The sequence below is a fragment of the Caballeronia sp. Sq4a genome (assembly GCF_023170545.1).
Classification (GTDB): domain Bacteria; phylum Pseudomonadota; class Gammaproteobacteria; order Burkholderiales; family Burkholderiaceae; genus Caballeronia.
In genome coordinates this window covers 852,717-868,815 of record NZ_CP084251.1, presented here as the reverse complement: position 1 = coordinate 868,815, position 16,099 = coordinate 852,717, and the positions used below count along the sequence as shown (strand labels likewise).

19 protein-coding genes are annotated in these 16,099 nt (G+C 65.9%); 14 read left to right on the top strand and 5 right to left on the bottom strand.

The window, feature by feature from the left end; all coding sequences use genetic code 11:
- The first annotated feature begins 22 nt into the window (after positions 1–22).
- The 10 genes from LDZ24_RS17995 to LDZ24_RS17950 all read left to right on the top strand — a co-directional run bounded on the left by LDZ24_RS17995 (position 23) and on the right by LDZ24_RS17950 (position 7,917).
- A complete protein-coding gene (locus LDZ24_RS17995; RefSeq protein ID WP_248322575.1) occupies positions 23–241 on the top strand; it encodes a hypothetical protein in 219 nt (72 codons plus the stop codon).
- Between the two features lie 43 nt (positions 242–284).
- The gene (crcB, locus tag LDZ24_RS17990; protein ID WP_175941203.1) at positions 285–662 is read left to right on the top strand and encodes a fluoride efflux transporter CrcB; all 378 of its coding nucleotides are present in this window, start codon (positions 285–287) and stop codon (positions 660–662) included.
- Between the two features lie 135 nt (positions 663–797).
- Positions 798–1,271: a GNAT family N-acetyltransferase gene (locus LDZ24_RS17985; protein WP_248322574.1), complete on the top strand. Its 474-nt coding sequence runs from the start codon at positions 798–800 to the stop codon at positions 1,269–1,271.
- Positions 1,272–1,403: 132 nt separating this feature from the next.
- Positions 1,404–2,951, top strand: coding sequence for a histidine ammonia-lyase (gene hutH / locus LDZ24_RS17980; protein WP_248322573.1), 1,548 nt, complete (start codon positions 1,404–1,406; stop codon positions 2,949–2,951).
- A complete protein-coding gene (hutC, locus tag LDZ24_RS17975) occupies positions 2,948–3,643 on the top strand; it encodes a histidine utilization repressor (RefSeq protein ID WP_248322572.1) in 696 nt (231 codons plus the stop codon). The genes hutH and hutC overlap by 4 nt, the downstream gene beginning before the upstream one ends.
- 1 nt (position 3,644) lies before the next feature.
- The gene (locus tag LDZ24_RS17970) at positions 3,645–4,214 is read left to right on the top strand and encodes a HutD family protein (RefSeq protein ID WP_248322571.1); all 570 of its coding nucleotides are present in this window, start codon (positions 3,645–3,647) and stop codon (positions 4,212–4,214) included.
- On the top strand, positions 4,211–5,596 hold the full coding sequence (locus tag LDZ24_RS17965) for a formimidoylglutamate deiminase (protein ID WP_248322570.1): 1,386 nt from the start codon (positions 4,211–4,213) through the stop codon (positions 5,594–5,596). The genes LDZ24_RS17970 and LDZ24_RS17965 overlap by 4 nt, the downstream gene beginning before the upstream one ends.
- A gap of 24 nt (positions 5,597–5,620) precedes the next feature.
- On the top strand, positions 5,621–6,433 hold the full coding sequence (gene hutG, locus LDZ24_RS17960) for an N-formylglutamate deformylase (protein ID WP_248322569.1): 813 nt from the start codon (positions 5,621–5,623) through the stop codon (positions 6,431–6,433).
- Between the two features lie 194 nt (positions 6,434–6,627).
- Complete coding sequence (locus LDZ24_RS17955; protein WP_248323337.1) at positions 6,628–6,945, top strand: DUF4148 domain-containing protein; 318 nt, start codon at positions 6,628–6,630, stop codon at positions 6,943–6,945.
- A gap of 201 nt (positions 6,946–7,146) precedes the next feature.
- Positions 7,147–7,917: a CDP-diacylglycerol diphosphatase gene (locus tag LDZ24_RS17950; protein ID WP_248322568.1), complete on the top strand. Its 771-nt coding sequence runs from the start codon at positions 7,147–7,149 to the stop codon at positions 7,915–7,917.
- A 28-nt stretch (positions 7,918–7,945) separates the two neighbouring features.
- Here LDZ24_RS17950 and LDZ24_RS17945 read toward each other — a convergent pair whose 3' ends face one another.
- Positions 7,946–8,365 (bottom strand): secondary thiamine-phosphate synthase enzyme YjbQ, encoded by a 420-nt coding sequence (locus LDZ24_RS17945; protein WP_175941218.1) that lies wholly within the window; start codon positions 8,363–8,365, stop codon positions 7,946–7,948.
- Positions 8,366–8,465: 100 nt separating this feature from the next.
- Between LDZ24_RS17945 and LDZ24_RS17940 the strand changes: the two genes are divergently transcribed.
- Genes LDZ24_RS17940 through LDZ24_RS17930 form a run of 3 tightly spaced genes read left to right on the top strand, consistent with a single transcriptional unit; the run spans position 8,466 to position 11,148 of the window.
- Complete coding sequence (locus tag LDZ24_RS17940) at positions 8,466–8,996, top strand: BON domain-containing protein (RefSeq protein WP_248322567.1); 531 nt, start codon at positions 8,466–8,468, stop codon at positions 8,994–8,996.
- Positions 8,996–10,363 carry a nodulation protein NfeD gene (locus LDZ24_RS17935; protein WP_371747466.1) on the top strand — a complete coding sequence of 456 codons (1,368 nt, stop codon included), beginning with the start codon at positions 8,996–8,998 and terminating at the stop codon, positions 10,361–10,363. Before LDZ24_RS17940 ends, LDZ24_RS17935 begins: the two co-directional genes overlap by 1 nt.
- A gap of 14 nt (positions 10,364–10,377) precedes the next feature.
- Positions 10,378–11,148, top strand: coding sequence for a slipin family protein (locus LDZ24_RS17930; RefSeq protein WP_175941221.1), 771 nt, complete (start codon positions 10,378–10,380; stop codon positions 11,146–11,148).
- On the opposite strand, the gene LDZ24_RS17925 is transcribed toward LDZ24_RS17930, so the two are convergent.
- Both LDZ24_RS17925 and LDZ24_RS17920 read right to left on the bottom strand, forming a co-directional pair.
- Positions 11,145–11,681, bottom strand: coding sequence for a carboxymuconolactone decarboxylase family protein (locus LDZ24_RS17925; protein ID WP_175941223.1), 537 nt, complete (start codon positions 11,679–11,681; stop codon positions 11,145–11,147). The two genes, LDZ24_RS17930 and LDZ24_RS17925, sit on opposite strands and share 4 nt — an antisense overlap.
- A 114-nt stretch (positions 11,682–11,795) precedes the next feature.
- Positions 11,796–13,124, bottom strand: coding sequence for an aspartate aminotransferase family protein (locus LDZ24_RS17920; protein ID WP_248322565.1), 1,329 nt, complete (start codon positions 13,122–13,124; stop codon positions 11,796–11,798).
- A gap of 138 nt (positions 13,125–13,262) precedes the next feature.
- Between LDZ24_RS17920 and LDZ24_RS17915 the strand changes: the two genes are divergently transcribed.
- A complete protein-coding gene (locus LDZ24_RS17915; RefSeq protein ID WP_248322564.1) occupies positions 13,263–14,669 on the top strand; it encodes a PLP-dependent aminotransferase family protein in 1,407 nt (468 codons plus the stop codon).
- Between the two features lie 3 nt (positions 14,670–14,672).
- Here LDZ24_RS17915 and LDZ24_RS17910 read toward each other — a convergent pair whose 3' ends face one another.
- Both LDZ24_RS17910 and LDZ24_RS17905 read right to left on the bottom strand, forming a co-directional pair.
- Positions 14,673–14,981 carry a hypothetical protein gene (locus tag LDZ24_RS17910; protein ID WP_248322563.1) on the bottom strand — a complete coding sequence of 103 codons (309 nt, stop codon included), beginning with the start codon at positions 14,979–14,981 and terminating at the stop codon, positions 14,673–14,675.
- 200 nt (positions 14,982–15,181) lie between these two features.
- Positions 15,182–15,961, bottom strand: coding sequence for an ABC transporter substrate-binding protein (locus tag LDZ24_RS17905; protein ID WP_175941232.1), 780 nt, complete (start codon positions 15,959–15,961; stop codon positions 15,182–15,184).
- Positions 15,962–16,099: the final 138 nt, after the last annotated feature.

Below are 16,099 nucleotides of genomic sequence, written 5' to 3'. Positions count from 1 at the left end.
AATGCTCGGCAGGCGAAGTGTCATGCATGACGTCAGGCTCGCACACAACGACGACACCGCGCTCGATCCGGCCGATCCCACGCTCGTCATGCGCGGATCGCTGTTCATCGACGGTCACGAAGCCGGATGCTGGGAAGCCCGGCGCGACGGCACCTGGACGGCGCATCTGCGGCACAGCCAAGGATGGATCGTCGAGCCGAGCCGCGCCGCGCTGATCGAACGGCTGGCTCGCGGAGCGTGACGTCGGCACGCCCGCTCTTTCATCAAGATAACTGAAGAACTACATGTACCTGTCGATCATCGCGGTGGGACTCGGCGGCGGCCTCGGCTCGCTGCTGCGCTGGGCGCTCGGACTGCGCCTGAACGCGGTCTTTCCGAACCTGCCGCTCGGCACGTTCGCGGCCAATGTCATCGCGGGCTACATCATCGGCGTGGCGGTTGCGTTCTTTGCGCGCGTTCCGGATCTCTCCGTCGAGTGGCGGCTTTTCGTCATCACCGGTTTGATGGGCGGCCTGTCCACGTTTTCGACGTTCTCGGCGGAAGTCGTCGCGCATCTTCAGCAGGGGCGGCTCGGCTGGGCGCTGGCGGAGATCGCCATCCACGTCGGGGCGTCGCTCGTGATGACCGCGCTCGGCATCGCAACGGTGGCCGTCGCGAGCTGATCGGCGACACGTTCGCGACACCTTTTGGCTTTTATCCCGCGCCCGTTTCCTACAATCCTTCCCGCGTTCAGACGCCCGACACTTCGCCGCGCTTTCAGCGGCTCGAATTTTTATTGCAACACAGAAGGTGAAGACATGCCCGAGTTCCCGCTTATCGAAATCAGACCGTACCGGGCGAGTGATCTCGACGGCGTGATCGACCTGTTTCTCCGCGCGGTGCGCGAGACTGCATCGGCGGATTACAACCAGAAGCAGATCGACGTCTGGGCGCAGGCCGATCCCGACGAATGGGCGCTCGCCCGCGCGAGCCGCCCGACGTGGGTCGCGTTCAGCGGCGGCCAGCTTGCCGGATTCGCCGATCTGGAGCGAAACGGCCTGATCGACATGATGTTCGTCCACCCAGAGCACCAGCGCAAAGGCGTGGCGACCGCGCTGCTCGCGCGCATCGAAGCCGAGGCGGGCGAGGCGGGCATGCAGGTGCTGCACACCTACGCGAGCGCGACAGGCCGGCCGTTCTTCGAGTATTGCGGTTTCACGATGCTGCTGGCACGCGCGGTCGTCGTGCGCGGACAGCGGTTCGTGCAGTTCGTGATGGAGAAAGTGCTGTGAGCATCGCGGCTTCTGTATAGACAAGCGTCGCCTATATCCGTTATTCGGGCTAAGGGGAATCCCGGAAAGCCACTTGTTTCGCCGTTTATGCCCGTTTAGACTGGCGTCTGACTTGTATAGACAGGATGAAACATGATTACGCTGACGCCCGGAAAACTCACGCTGCCGCAACTGCGCCGAATCGCGCGCGGCTCCGAATCTCTGCGGCTCGATCCCGCGAGCTTCGACGCCATCGACGCCAGCGCGCGCGCGGTCGCGGCCATCGCCGCGAAGGGCGATCCGGCGTATGGCATCAACACGGGCTTCGGGCGGCTCGCGAACACGCATATTCCTGCTGACCAGCTCGAACTGTTGCAGCGCAATCTCGTGCTGTCGCACGCGGTCGGCGTGGGCGAGCCGATGTCGCGTCCGGTCGTGCGGCTGCTCATGGCGCTGAAGCTGTCGAGCCTCGGGCGCGGCCATTCGGGCATCCGCCGCGAAGTGATCGAGGCGCTCGTCACGCTGTTCAACGCGGACGTGCTGCCGATCATCCCGGTCAAGGGGTCGGTCGGCGCATCCGGCGATCTCTCGCCGCTCGCGCATATGTCGACGGTGCTGCTCGGCATCGGCGAAGTCACCATTCGCGGCGAACGCGCGAGCGCGCTCGACGGTCTTGCGGTCGCCGGCCTGAAGCCGCTGACGCTCCAGGCCAAGGAAGGGCTCGCGCTGCTGAACGGCACGCAGGCATCGGCGGCGCTCGCGCTGTATCACCTGTTCGCCATAGAGGACCTGTTCCGCACCGGCCTCGTGGCGGGCGCGCTGTCGGTGGACGCGGCCGCGGGCTCGGTGGTGCCGTTCGATGCGCGCATCCATGAGTTGCGCGGGCATCGCGGGCAGATCGACGCAGCGGCGGCGTATCGCGCGCTGCTCGCGGGCTCGGGCATCAATCTGTCGCACGCGGATTGCGAGAAGGTGCAGGACCCGTACAGCCTGCGCTGCCAGCCGCAAGTGATGGGCGCGTGCCTCGACCAGATGCGCCACGCCGCCGACGTGCTGCTGATCGAAGCGAATGCGGTCTCCGATAACCCGCTGATCTTTCCCGATACCGGCGAAGTGCTGTCGGGCGGCAATTTCCACGCTGAACCGGTTGCTTTCGCCGCCGATAACCTCGCGCTCGCTGCCGCCGAAATCGGCGCGCTGGCCGAGCGGCGCATCGCGCTCTTGATCGACGCCACGCTTTCCGGCCTGCCGCCGTTCCTCGTGCGCGACGGCGGCGTGAACTCCGGCTTCATGATCGCGCACGTGACGGCGGCGGCGCTCGCCTCCGAGAACAAGACGCTGGCGCATCCCGCTTCCGTCGATTCATTGCCCACGTCGGCGAATCAGGAAGATCACGTTTCCATGGCCACGTTCGCGGCCCGCAAGCTCGGCGATATCGCGAGCAACACGGCCAACATTCTCGCCATCGAACTGCTGGCGGCGGCGCAGGGCGTCGATCTGCGCGCGCCGCACAAGACGAGCGCGCCGCTCATCGAGGTGATGAACACGCTGCGCGCGCACGTGCCGCATTACGACCTCGACCGCTACTTCGCGCCGGATATCGCGGCCATCGCGAAACTGGTCGAGCAGGGCGCGATCGCGCGGCATAGCCCGTTCGTATTTGCTTCGGAAGCCGCGGAAAAGGCGGAAGCGAGCGCATGAACACGCCCGCGTATCAGGAGATCAAGGACTACATCCTGCAGCGCATTCACATCGGCGAGTGGCGCGAGGGCGATCAGGTGCCGTCCGAGAACGAGCTGGCGCGCGAGTTCAAGGTCGCGCGCATGACCGTGAACCGCGCGCTGCGCGAACTGACCGCCGAACAGGTCCTGACGCGCGTGCAAGGCGCGGGAACCTTCGTCGCGCAGCCGAAGTACGCGTCGACGCTCGTCGAGATTCGCAGCATCTCGGACGAAATCGCTGCGCGCGGTCATGCGTATCGCGCGCACGTGCTGCATCTGGGCGCATCCATCGTGGACGAGGCGCTCGCCGGCGAGATGCAGCTCGCGCTCGGCAGCCCGGTGTTTCATTCGCGCGTGCTGCACTTCGAGAACGACGAGCCGGTGCAGCTCGAAGAACGTTACGTAAACCCGGCGCTCGCGCCGGAGTACGCGCGGCAGGATTTCACGACGATCACGCCGAACCAGTACCTGATGATCGCCGCGCCGCTGCAGCGCGTGGAGTACCGGATCGAGGCCTCCGTGCCGTCGCCCGAAATCCGCGCGGCGCTCGCGATGGGCGAGCACGAGCCGTGTCTGTTGCTGCATCGGCGCACGTGGTCGCGGGATGCCGTCGCGTCGGTCGTGAATCTCTGGCATCCCGGCGACCGTTATCAATTCACCGGGCACTTCTGACGTGACGATCATTCCTGCGGCTTCGCTCATCGCCGTGCCGTGGAGGAACGGCGGCGGCATCACGCGCGAGATCGCGGCGGGGCCGCCGGGCGCGTCGCTCGATGCGTTCGCGTGGCGGCTGTCGGTCGCGGACGTGTCGTCGGATGGCGCGTTTTCGGCGTTTCCCGGCGTGGATCGCGCGCTCGTCCTGCTCGACGGCGCGGGCATGCTGCTCGCCGAAGCCGGCGGCCGCGAGCATCGGCTCGACGAACCGCTCGCGATGGCGCGCTTCGCGGGCGAAACGCCGATCCACGCGAGTCTCATCGACGGGCCGACGCGCGACTTCAACGTGATGGTGCGGCGCGACCGGGCGCGCATGTCGGTGTGCGTCCGGCGCGCCGGGCGTCATGAACTGGCGCAGGAGCACGACGTGACGTTCGTCTACTGCGCGAGCGGCAGCCTGAATATCGCGTCTGCCGACGGAACGCGCGCAATGCTCTATCCGGGCGATACCGCGCGCATCGAGCGGACTTGCATCGTCGACGCCGCGGGCGATGCCGCGTGGCTCTGCATCGGCATCGAGGAGAGATGAGCTTGAACCTCTATTTCGCGGACCACGCGCGCTTGCCCGATGGCTGGCGGCGCAACGTGCTGATCGAGTGGAGCGACGACGGCGCGCTCACGCGCGTGGAGCCGGACAGCGCGGCACCCGCTGGCGTCGAGCGAGCGAAAGGCCCGGTGTTGCCGGGCATGCCGAATCTGCATTCGCACGCGTTCCAGCGCGCGATGGCCGGCCTCACCGAATATCGCGCGAGCGCCGCCGATACCTTCTGGAGCTGGCGCGACCTGATGTACCGCTTCGCCGCGAAGATCGGGCCGGACGCGCTCGCGGACATCGCGCATTGGCTCTACATCGAAATGCTGAAGGCGGGCTACACGTCGGTCTGCGAATTCCACTACGTGCATCACGCGCAGGACGGCTCGCCGTATGCGAACCGCGCGGAACTCGCCGAGCGCGTGGTGGATGCGGCAGAACGCGCGGGCATCGGCATCACCATGCTGCCGGTGCTCTATCAGTACAGCGGCTTCGGCCGGGCCGCGCCGCGCGACGATCAGCGCCGCTTCCTGCATACGCCCGAGAGTCTGCTCGACATGCTCGATGCGCTCGCCCGCGCCCGGCCGGAGGACGGCGCGCGGCGTTACGGCGTCGCGCCGCATTCGTTGCGCGCGGTCTCGGGCGAATCGCTTGCGGCGCTGCTCGAAGGCTTCGACGCCCGGTTCGATCGCACTCCGGTGCACATTCATATCGCCGAGCAGCTTGCCGAAGTCGATGCGTGCGTCGCCGCGACCGGTCAGCGGCCGGTGCAGTGGCTGCTGGATCGCTTCGACGTGGATGAGCGCTGGTGCCTCGTCCACGCGACGCATATGGACGCGAGCGAATGCAACCGGCTTGCCGCGAGCCGTGCCGTCGCCGGCCTTTGCCTGACGACGGAGGCAAATCTCGGCGACGGCTTCTTCGCGGCGCGCGACTATCTGGATGCGGGCGGGCGCTTCGGCATCGGCTCGGATAGTCATGTGGGCGTCGACTGGCGCTCCGAACTGCGGCTGCTCGAATATGGCGAGCGTTTGCTGCGTCGCGAGCGCAACGTGCTGGCGTCGGCTGGCGACACGCGGCCGGCCGACCGTCTTTTTGACGCCGCCCTCGACGGCGGCGCGAGCGCGACCGGGCGGCGCGTCGGTGCGCTCGCGGCGGGCATGCGCGCGGACTGGATCGTGCTGGATGAAGCGCATCCCGGCATCGGTGGCCTTTCCTGCGACGCGTGGCTGTCCAGCGCAGTCTTCTGCGAGCATGGGCAGACGCCGGTGCGCGACGTGTTCGTCGGCGGTCGCAAGGTCGTGACCGACCGCCGCCACGTCGACGAAGAACGGGCACTCGCGCGTTATCGCGCGGCGCTCGGCGGACTGCTCGCGTAACGTTCAACTTCCGGAGCCGCAGACATGGATACCGTTCACGATTGCTCCATCTACACGCTGGAACGCGGCACCGCGCCGCTTTTGATTTCGATCCCGCATCGGGGCACGCGCATTCCGGAGGCGCTCGTCGAAGAGATGACGCCAGTGGCGCTGCGCGTCGACGATTGCGACTGGCATCTGGAGCGGCTGTATGCGTTCGCGCGCGAGTTGGGCGCGTCGATTCTGCTGCCGGAATATGCGCGTTACGTGATCGACCTCAACCGCCCGCCCGACGACGCGAATCTGTATCCCGGCCGCGACACGACGGGTCTCTGTCCCGTCGATACGTTCGACAATGAGCCGCTTTACCGCCCGGGACACGCGCCGTCGCGCGAGCAGATCGAGGCGCGTCGCGCGCTGTACTGGCAGCCGTATCACGACGCGCTCGCCGGCGAGCTCGCCGCGCTACGCGAAGCGCACGGGCGCGTGCTGCTGTGGGAAGCGCACTCCATCCGTTCGGTCGTGCCGCGTTTCTTCGAAGGCCGCTTGCCCGACTTCAACTTCGGCACGGCAGACGGCGCATCGGCGGCGCCGGGACTCGCGGAGCGGCTGGCGGAGGTCGTATCGCGTGACGGGCGATATACCAGCGTCGCCAATGGGCGTTTCAAGGGCGGCTACATCACGCGGCGCTACGGCGAGCCGGCGCGCGGCATCCACGCGGTGCAACTGGAACTGACGCAGGTGACGTACATGCAGGAAACGTCGCCCTATGCCTACGACGACACCCGCGCCAGCGCCGTTCAGCCGCTGCTGCGCGAATTGATGACCGTGGCGCTCGAACATGTGGAGGCGCGCTGACTGCGGCGTTTGTCATCTGCCCGGTTCAACGCCTCGATTATTGCTCGTTGAACAAATATCTTTCATGAGAATCGGGGTTTCCCCTAGGTCGATGACCTCCTAAACTTCTCTCCAAGCGAAAGGAAATCAGAAAACGCTTAAAAAGCTCTCCGGTTTCCAATCGATCTGACAACAAGATATTGGAGGTCATCATGATCAAGTCATTCGTTCCGGCACTCGTCATCGCTTCGGCTCTGGCCGCTCCGACTTTCGCCTTCGCGCAAAACAACGCGCCCGTGACGCGCGCGCAAGTTCGCGCAGAACTCGCCCAGTTGGAAAAGGCTGGCTACAACCCGTCGCAAGACCGCGTGAACTATCCGCAAGACCTGCAAGCCGCTCAGGCGCGCGTGAACGCCGAGCAAGGCGCGGCTGCAACGACGTCGTATGGCGCATCGACCGCTGGCAACGCCCAGTCGGGCGCGCGTGCAGCCGTCACGATGTCGGACCGCAACTCGGTCTACTTCGGCCACTAAGCCGGACTCTGTGATCCCGCAGCGGATAGCGCGCGGCGGGTAGCAGGAGCAGGGAAATCGTAGTGAAGAAAGCGCCGGCCGCGTTATCGCAGCCGGCGCTTTTTGCTGTGCAGTCGGCACGCGCGAGGCCGCCGCAGCGAAGTTTCATGCGCCTGAAAGCATAATCCGGCACGCTAAGGTCTTCGTCCCGCATCATTGCCGATGCACATCCTCACGAAGTGTCTCCTCGCCAGCGCCGCCGTCGCGCTGAGTCTCGCGTGTTCGCCCGCGCGCGCGGGCAATCCCGATGCGCTCTGGCAAATCGTCCACGACCGCTGCGTACCGGCCGCCGACGGCGCGCACATGGAGCAGCCTTGCGCCGACGTGAACGTCGCAGGCGGCTATGCGGTGCTCAAGGACATCGTCGGCGTCGCGCAATATCTGTTGATTCCGACCGCACGCGTGAGCGGCATCGAAAGTCCGGCGCTCTTGCAACCGGACACGCCGAACTACTGGCGCGATGCATGGAACGCGCGCCATTACGTCGACGACGCGCTGCGCCGCCGCTTGCCGCGCGACGAGATGTCGCTCGCGGTCAATTCGGCGAGCGGGCGCACGCAGAACCAGTTGCATATCCATATCGACTGTCTCGCGGATGACGTGGCAGAGGCGCTGCGCGAAGCGGGCCCGGGCATCGGCACGCAATGGACGCCGCTGCCCGTGCGCCTTCACGGACACAGGTATCGCGCGTTGCGCATCGACGACGCGGACTTGTCGCGCACCGATCCGTTCAGGCTGCTGGCCGCCACCGTCGCGCAGGAAGGCGGTTCCATGGGCGATCAGACGTTGCTGCTCGTGGGCGCCGAGCGCAGCGACGGCGCGCCCGCGTTCTTTCTGCTCAACGATCACGTCGGTCCGGGCAATTTCGCGTCGTCGGAAGAATTGCAGGATCACACCTGCGCGCTGGCCGGACGCGCCGTCGTCAAGCCGTGAGCGCGCAGGATCGGTCCAAACCTCGCGGTCACTCGCCGATCAGATGCAACACCAGTTCGCGATGATGCGGCGCCGCCCGATGCTCGAACACATAGATGCCCTGCCACGTGCCGAGCACCATGCGGCCGGCTTCGACCGGAATCGAAAGCTGGACGGTGGTGAGCGCGGTGCGCAGGTGCGCGGGCATGTCGTCGGGGCCTTCGGCGTCGTGGATATAGCGGCCGGGCGCTTCCGGCGCGACCGATTCGAAATACCGTTCGAGGTCCGCGCGCACGTCCGGGTCGGCGTTTTCCTGAATCAGCAGCGACGCCGACGTATGACGGCAGAACACCGTCAGCAGGCCCGTGCGGATATCCTGCAAGTCGATCCAGCGGTCGATGTCGCGCGTGACTTCGTGCAGGCCGCGCGAGCCGGTTGCGAGCGTCAGATGGTGGAGTGCCTGTTTCATGTCGTTTTCGATCCGAGGAAAAGTGCCTGTTCAGTGTAACGGCTGGCTCGCGCGATGATGGTCTATGCTTGGCGCGTGCCGTTCACACGATCGGACGATCATGCGCAAACCGAAGACCACCGCGCTGCTCGGAGTATTGCTGGCATTGCACGCGCTAGCCGTCGGCGCCGACGAGACGCTCGCCAATCGCGGCAACGACCCGTTCCTGCACGTATCGAACGCCATCGCGGATTGCCCCGCGCCGCGCGGCCCGTTCGAGACGGAAGCCGAATGGCTCGACGAAGCGCACTATCGCATCGAGCGCGGCAACAGTTGCTGGATCGCGGGCCGTTGCCGTCTGCCGAACAGTTACGACTACGACCGCGAGATCGCCGAAAGCGTCACGCGCCGTCTGAACGCGTTGAATGCATGGCTTCAGTGGCGCGACAAGACGAGTCTGTGGCTCACGCTGCAGCGCCGCTTCGTCTACGTGGACGGCTGCGTGTCGCCGGATTTCGACCGCGCGCGATTCGTGGCGGGCCTGAGCGAGACGGCGGACGTCGAGAAGATCATCGACCGCACGACGGTTCTATCGCCTAAGCTGAAAGCGAGACCCTGCGCGACGCCGGCCTCGGCCGGCGATTGCCGATGATGAGAACGATGCCCGCTGACCGGCTCCTGCCGCTGGTCCGACGCCTCTTGCTGCTGCTGGCGTTCGCCGTGTTCCCGCTTCACGCGGCAGCTGCGGCGCCCGTCGTCGTGATTCCGCTGACCGGCGCGGTCGGCCCGGCGAGCGCGGATTTCGTCGTGCGATCGCTCGCCCGCGCCGCGGACGAACGCGCTCAACTTGCCGTCCTCCGGATCGACACGCCCGGCGGCCTCGACCTTTCCATGCGCGCCATCATTCAGGCGATCCTCGCTTCGCCGGTGCCGGTCGCGGCGTACATCGCGCCGAGCGGCGCGCGGGCGGCGAGCGCGGGCACGTATATCGTGTATGCCGCGCATATCGCCGCGATGGCGCCCGGCACGAATCTCGGCGCGGCCACGCCGATCCAGCTCGGCGCCGGTGGAGCGGAGCGCGCGGCGTCGGGCGCGGCGGAGGGGGCATCGACCGAAACACGCAAGCAGGTTCACGACGCCGCCGCGTATATCCGCGGCCTCGCGCAACTGCGCGGGCGCAACGCGCAGTGGGCCGAACGCGCGGTGCGCGAGGCCGTCGCGCTCTCGGCCAACGAGGCGCTCGCGCAGAAGGTGATCGACCTCACCGCGACCGACATTCCCGATCTGCTCGCCAGACTCGACGGCCGCCGCGTGCGCACGGCGCAGGGCGAGCGCGTGCTGGCGACGCGCGAGGCGAGCGTCGTCGCGTTCCAGCCCGACTGGCGCAACCGTTTTCTCGCGGCGATCACCGACCCGAGCGTCGCGCTCATACTGATGATGATCGGCATGTACGGCCTCTTCTTCGAGTTCGCGAATCCGGGCTATGTGCTGCCGGGCGTCGCGGGCGCGATTTGCCTGCTCGTCGGCCTGTTCGCGCTGCAATTGCTGCCGGTGAGCTATGTGGGCCTCGGCTTGCTGATGCTGGGCATCGGCTGTCTCGTGGCCGAGGCGTTCCTGCCGACGTTCGGCACGCTCGGCATCGGCGGCATCGTCGCGTTCGCCATCGGCGCGCTGATGCTCGTGGATACCGACGTGCCCGGCTTCGGCGTTCCGCCCGGACTCGTCGCCGCGCTCGCGCTGTTCTCGGCGGTCTTCGTGTTCGCGGTGTCGGGGCTCGCGTTGAAGGCGCGCAGGCGGCCCGTCGTCAGCGGCGGCGAGGCCATGCTCGGCAGCATCGGCGTGATGCTGGAGGGCGGCGAGGGCGTCGGCTGGGCGCGCGTGCAGGGCGAACGCTGGCGCGTGCAGCCGGCATCGCCCACTGCGTTGCCGGGGCAGGGCGCGCGCGTGCGCGTGACCGCGCGCGACGGACTCACGCTGACCGTCGAGCCGTTCGACGAATCACATCACAATGCAGCTTGAACGAGGCTAAAAACATGGGGCTGACTTTCGGTTTCGGCGGCATCGTCCTCGCGCTCGTCATTTTTCTGCTCGCGTCGGCGGTGCGCATTTTTCGCGAGTACGAGCGCGGCGTCGTGTTCATGCTCGGGCGCTTCTGGAAGGTGAAAGGGCCGGGGCTCGTGCTCATCATTCCGGTCGTGCAGCAGGTCGTGCGCATGGACCTGCGCACCGTCGTCTTCGACGTGCCGCCGCAGGACGTCATCACGCGCGACAACGTCTCGGTGAAGGTGAACGCGGTCGTCTACTTTCGCGTGGTCGATCCGGAGAAAGCCGTGATTCAGGTCGCGCGCTATTTCGACGCGACGAGCCAGCTCTCGCAGACGACGCTGCGCGCGATTCTCGGCAAGCACGAACTCGACGAACTGCTGTCCGAGCGCGAGCGCCTGAACAGCGACATCCAGCGCGTGCTCGACGCGCAGACGGACGTGTGGGGCATCAAGGTGTCGAACGTCGAGATCAAGGACGTCGATATCAACGAGACGATGATTCGCGCGATCGCCCGCCAGGCCGAAGCCGAGCGCGAGCGTCGCGCGAAGATCATTCATGCGGAAGGCGAATTGCAGGCATCGGAGAAGCTGCTGCAGGCCGCGCAAATGCTCGCCCAGGCGCCGCAGGCGATGCAACTGCGGTATCTGCAAACGCTGACGACGATCGCCGGCGACAAGAATTCGACGATCGTGTTTCCGGTCCCGGTCGATCTGGTCAGCGCGGTGATCGACCGGTTCGCGAAGTCCTCGAACCCTTAGACGAGCGCGGGAAAGTCGAGCGTCGTGTCGTTCACGCGATTCACGAGGTTCGTGAAGTTGATGACGCTCATCGCGAACAGCGCGTCGATGACTTGCGCCTCGCTATAGCCTGCTTCGCGAACATCGGCGAGCACGCGGGCGTCCACCGTGCCGCGCGAATCCGCCACGTGCCGCACGAAGCGCACGAGCGCATCGCGCTTCGCATTGCCGGTGGCGTCGCCCGCGCGGATCTGCTGCGTTTCGTCTTGCGTGAGCCCGACCATCTTGCCGACGACCGTATGCGCAGCGGCACAGTAATCGCAGCCCGCCAGTTCGCTGACGGCGAGCTTGATGGCTTCGGCATCGGCCTTGTCGAGACTGCTCTTCGCAAGCACGGCATCGTTGGATAGCGCCGCGCCGAGCGCCGCCGGGCTGTGCGTGCCGATGGTGGCATACGCGTTCGGCACGCGGCCCGCGGCCTTCTTGATGGCGCTGAAGAGCTCGGCAGTCTTGCCGGTGGCTTCGTTGACGTTGACTTGGGAAAGACGTGACATGGTGTGCTCCGGTTCGTTGGTGAGCCATCTGAATGGCGTGAGTCAACTGTAGGCCGGAGCAGGGTTGCCGTGAATGCGCGCGCGTCTCAACGAAACGCGCGATCGTCTCATCTTCTATTGCACCGTCGCGAGCACTTCTCTTACCGTCGTGAAGATGCGGTCGATCTGATCGTCTTCGATGATGAGCGGCGGCGAGAACGCGAGCGTATCGCCGGTATAGCGCACGAGCACGCCTGCCTCGAAGCACTTGACGAACGCTTCGTAGGCGCGCGCGCCGGGCGCGCCGTCGCGCGGTTCGAGTTCGATGCCCGCGACGAGCCCGAGATTGCGAATGTCCTTGACGTGCGGCGCGTCGCGCAGCGCATGCGCCGCGCTTTCGAACGCCGGAGACTTCGATGCCGCGCGGTCGAACAGCTTGTCGCGCACGTAGAGGTCGAGCGTCGCGATGGCCGCGGCAGTCGCGGCCGGATGCGCCGAGTAAGTGTAGCCGTGAAAGAGTTCGATGGCGTTCGCCGCGCCCGCATCGATGATCGTGTCGTGCACCTTGCGCTGCGCCGCGACCGCGCCCATCGGAATGGACGCGTTGTTGATCGCCTTGGCCATGGTGATGAGGTCCGGCGTCACGCCGAAGAACTCGCTGGCCGTCGCCTTGCCGAGACGCCCGAAGCCGGTGATGACCTCATCGAAAATCAGCAGAATGCCGTGCTTCGTGCAGATTTCGCGCAGCTTCTGCAAGTAGCCTTGCGGCGGAATCAGCACGCCCGTTGAGCCCGCTACCGGCTCCACGATCACCGCCGCGATCGTCGACGCATCGTGCAGCGCGACGATGCGCTCCAGTTCGTCCGCGAGATGCGCGCCCCACGCCGGCTGGCCCTTCGAGAACGCGTTGTGGGCGAGATCGTGCGTATGCGGCAGATGGTCGACCGAGGGCAGCAGCGCGCCCGAGAACGTCTTGCGGTTCGGCGCGATGCCGCCCACCGAAATGCCGCCGAAGCCTACGCCGTGATAGCCGCGCTCGCGCCCGATCAGCCGCGTGCGCTGGCCTTCGCCGCGCGCGCGATGGTAGGCGATGGCGATCTTGAGCGCCGTGTCGACTGACTCCGAGCCCGAGTTCGTGAAGAAGATCCGGTCGAGGCCGTCGGGCATCAGTTCGGCCACTTTCGTCGCGGCTTCGAACGCGAGCGGGTGAGCCATCTGGAACGTCGGCGCGAAATCCAGCGTGCCGAGCGCCTTCTGCACCGCCTCGACGATTTCCTCGCGGCAATGACCGGCGTTCACGCACCACAGCCCCGCGCAGGCGTCGAGCACGTCGCGGCCATCCGTCGACCGGTAGTACATGCCTTTGGCGCTTTCCAGAAGCCGCGGCGCGGCCTTGAACTGGCGATTCGCGGTGAAGGGCATCCAGAAAGACGACAGGTCGTCGATGACGGGGCGGGCGTTCATGGCTTGGTCTCTCCTCGAAAGAACGGTCACTGTATGTCGACGCAATCTTGCGCGGCATAGACAGTTGCTTCACCGCGCTGCCAACTGTGCTGGCAAAATGGGGCGAACTGTGCTGGCAAACCTTGGCCGATTGAACCGATGATCGAACTCAACCTGGAACGCGGCTCGCGGCAGGCGCCGACGCTCGTCGAGCAACTCGTGCGCGCGTTTTCATCCGCCATCGAGTCGGACGCGTTGCGCGCCGGCGCGCTGTTGCCTTCGGTGCGGCGTCTTGCCGAAACCGAGCGCCTGAGCACGTTCACCGTGACCGAAGCGTACGGCAGGCTCGTGTCGATGGGCCTCGTCACCGCGCGGCGCGGCTCGGGGTATCGCGTGGCCGTGCGCGGGCGGCGCGCGCCGACGCGCTCGGTCGAATGGCAGCCGCCGAGCCTCACGGCGACATGGCTGCTTTCCGATGTCTTCGCGGACCATTCGGTGCCGATCAAATCCGGCTGCGGCTGGCTGCCGAACGAATGGGTCAACGAAGGCGGGCTGCACCACGCGTTGCGCGCAGTGAGCCGCGTGCCGGCGGCGCGCATCGCGGATTACGGGCATCCGTACGGCTTCGCGCCGCTGCGCGAGCGCATCGCCGAGCAAATGGACCGTCACGGCTTGCCGGTCGATGCCGCATCCAACGTGCTCTTGACGAGCGGCGCGACGCAGGCGCTCGACCTGATCGTGCGCACCTTGCTGCGTCCGGGCGATGCCGTGGTCGTCGAAGATCCCGGCTACTGCAATCTGCTCCAGATTCTCAGGCTCGCCGGCCTGAACGTGCATGGCGTGCCGCGCACGGTCGCGGGCATCAACACGGACGTGTTCGAGCGCATCGTCACGGAGCATCGTCCGAAGGCCGTCTTTCTCAACACGACGCTGCAGAATCCGACCGGCGCGACGTTCAGCATGGCGTCGGCGTTCCGCCTGATGCAGATCGCCGAGCGGCATGGCCTGTGGGTCGTGGAAGACGATGTGAACCGCGAGCTCGCGCCGACCGGCGCGCCGTTGCTCGCGGCGCTGGAAGGGTTGAGCCGCGTCGTGTATGTGGGCGGCTTCGCCAAGACCATTACGCCGTCGCTGCGCTGCGGCTATGTCGTCGCCGAACGCGACGTGCTGCGCGAACTGGCGCGCACGAAGATGGCGGTGGGACTCACGTCGTCGGAGGCGACGGAGCGCATCGTCGAGAAGGTGCTGACGGAAGGGCGCTATGCGCGGCACGTCGAATTCGTGATCGACAAGCTGAAGGACGCGCATGCGGTCGTCGAGCAGCGCATGGATGCGCTCGGCGCGACACTGTTCCGTCGTCCGCGCGCGGGTCTTTTCGTTTGGGCGGAGTTGCCGATCGATCCATCGCATGCGAGCGATGTCGCGACGCGCGCGCTCGAACACGGCATCTGGCTCGCGCCGGGCTCGTATTTCCGGCCGGGCGATGCGCCTAGCGCGTGCTTTCGCTTCAACGTGCCGTATTCGCTCGACGACGCGCTGTGGACTTTTCTCGGCAAGTCGCTGTGACCGCTAGGCAGCGGCGCGCGGACTCGCGCTCAGGCGATGCAGATGCGTGCGCGGCCGCGCTGCGCTCTTGCGACCACGCGATGCCGCGAGGTGCGCCTGCAACCGCTCGCACACGTCTTTTCTGCGCACCGGATTGAGCGGATCGCACAGACGAATGGTGAGCGTGGCGGCTCGTGCGTGCAGGGGCACGAGCGTGTCGGGCTCCGGCGCTTCCCAGAGCACGACGGTATGCGTGCCGTCCGATACTTGCACGATCTGAAAGTGCTCGAGATCAACCTTGCCGAGCTCGTGAGGTTCGATCGAATGATGCATGATGCCCCCGAAAACAGTCTCTCTGTGCATTGCCGGGCATGCAAACACTATGCCGATGCTTCGATCACGCAGCTTTCCCGCATGCTAGCGGGGCGACGTGTAATTTTCAGCATGACGTGCGTGAAAAAAAGCCATCGGCGCGCCAACGCATGTGTTGGCGCGAGCCCTACAGCGCGCTCGCGCCGTCTGCTTTCTTATGCTTATTCGCCGTAAATATCGAAGTCGAAGTACTTCTGCTCGATGCGCTTGTACGTGCCGTCTTTGATCATCGCAGCAATTGCGCCGTCGAGCTTCTCTTTCAGGTCGGTGTCTTCCTTGCGAAGACCGATCGCGGTGCCGGGGCCGAAGATCGCGCTGTCTTCGAGAGCCGGGCCGGCGAAAGCGAACGGCTTGCCGCGCGGCGTGTCGAGAAAGCCGCGTTCGGCCTGCACCGCGTTTTGCAGCGATGCGTCGAGACGTCCGGCGAGCAGGTCCGCATAGACCTGATCCTGATCTGCATACGATACGACCGTCACGCCTTTGGCGCCCCAATGCGCCTTCGCGTAGCTCTCCTGCATCGACCCTTGTTCGACGCCGACCGATTTGCCCGCGAGCGATTCGGCCGTCGGCTGAATCTTCGAGTCGCGCTTCGCGACGAGTCGCGTGGGCACATGAAAGAGCTTGCTGGAGAACGCGATCTGCTTCACGCGCGCCGGCGTCATCGACATGGTGGACAGTACGCCGTCGAATTTGCGCGCCTTGAGGCCGGGAATCATGCCGTCGAAAGCGTTTTCGACCCATACGCACTTTGCGTCGAGACGGCGGCACAGTTCGTTGCCGACATCGATATCGAAGCCGACGAGCTGGCCGTCCGGTGCTTTCGATTCGAAGGGCGGATAACTGGCATCGACGCCGAACCGGATCGTGGACCAGTCTTTCGCATGCGCGCCGATAGACACGGCCAGCATGGAACTCAACAACACCGTCAACAGCGTCTTCACGTTCGTCTCTTCCTAGCGATAAGTTTGAATAGTTCTCGGACTGCCGCCGAAGATTATAGAGGCGTTAAGCATGCGCTAAAAAAATGGCCGCGATATTCGCGGCCATTCGGTTGAAGCATTGTGTTGCTGCCAGCGGTT

What these genes read in the sequence shown, in the direction of transcription:
- hutG (WP_248322569.1), top strand. Translation starts at nt 5,621, where the DNA reads ATGGATACCGTTCACGATTGCTCCATCTACACGCTGGAACGCGGCACC.
- LDZ24_RS17945 (WP_175941218.1), bottom strand. Translation starts at nt 8,365, where the DNA reads ATGAAACAGGCACTCCACCATCTGACGCTCGCAACCGGCTCGCGCGGC.
- LDZ24_RS17915 (WP_248322564.1), top strand. Translation starts at nt 13,263, where the DNA reads ATGATCGAACTCAACCTGGAACGCGGCTCGCGGCAGGCGCCGACGCTC.
- LDZ24_RS17995 (WP_248322575.1), top strand. Translation starts at nt 23, where the DNA reads ATGCATGACGTCAGGCTCGCACACAACGACGACACCGCGCTCGATCCG.
- LDZ24_RS17910 (WP_248322563.1), bottom strand. Translation starts at nt 14,981, where the DNA reads ATGCATCATTCGATCGAACCTCACGAGCTCGGCAAGGTTGATCTCGAG.
- crcB (WP_175941203.1), top strand. Translation starts at nt 285, where the DNA reads ATGTACCTGTCGATCATCGCGGTGGGACTCGGCGGCGGCCTCGGCTCG.
- hutC (WP_248322572.1), top strand. Translation starts at nt 2,948, where the DNA reads ATGAACACGCCCGCGTATCAGGAGATCAAGGACTACATCCTGCAGCGC.
- LDZ24_RS17935 (WP_371747466.1), top strand. Translation starts at nt 8,996, where the DNA reads ATGAGAACGATGCCCGCTGACCGGCTCCTGCCGCTGGTCCGACGCCTC.
- LDZ24_RS17965 (WP_248322570.1), top strand. Translation starts at nt 4,211, where the DNA reads ATGAGCTTGAACCTCTATTTCGCGGACCACGCGCGCTTGCCCGATGGC.
- hutH (WP_248322573.1), top strand. Translation starts at nt 1,404, where the DNA reads ATGATTACGCTGACGCCCGGAAAACTCACGCTGCCGCAACTGCGCCGA.
- LDZ24_RS17930 (WP_175941221.1), top strand. Translation starts at nt 10,378, where the DNA reads ATGGGGCTGACTTTCGGTTTCGGCGGCATCGTCCTCGCGCTCGTCATT.
- LDZ24_RS17940 (WP_248322567.1), top strand. Translation starts at nt 8,466, where the DNA reads ATGCGCAAACCGAAGACCACCGCGCTGCTCGGAGTATTGCTGGCATTG.
- LDZ24_RS17925 (WP_175941223.1), bottom strand. Translation starts at nt 11,681, where the DNA reads ATGTCACGTCTTTCCCAAGTCAACGTCAACGAAGCCACCGGCAAGACT.
- LDZ24_RS17985 (WP_248322574.1), top strand. Translation starts at nt 798, where the DNA reads ATGCCCGAGTTCCCGCTTATCGAAATCAGACCGTACCGGGCGAGTGAT.
- LDZ24_RS17950 (WP_248322568.1), top strand. Translation starts at nt 7,147, where the DNA reads ATGCACATCCTCACGAAGTGTCTCCTCGCCAGCGCCGCCGTCGCGCTG.
- LDZ24_RS17920 (WP_248322565.1), bottom strand. Translation starts at nt 13,124, where the DNA reads ATGAACGCCCGCCCCGTCATCGACGACCTGTCGTCTTTCTGGATGCCC.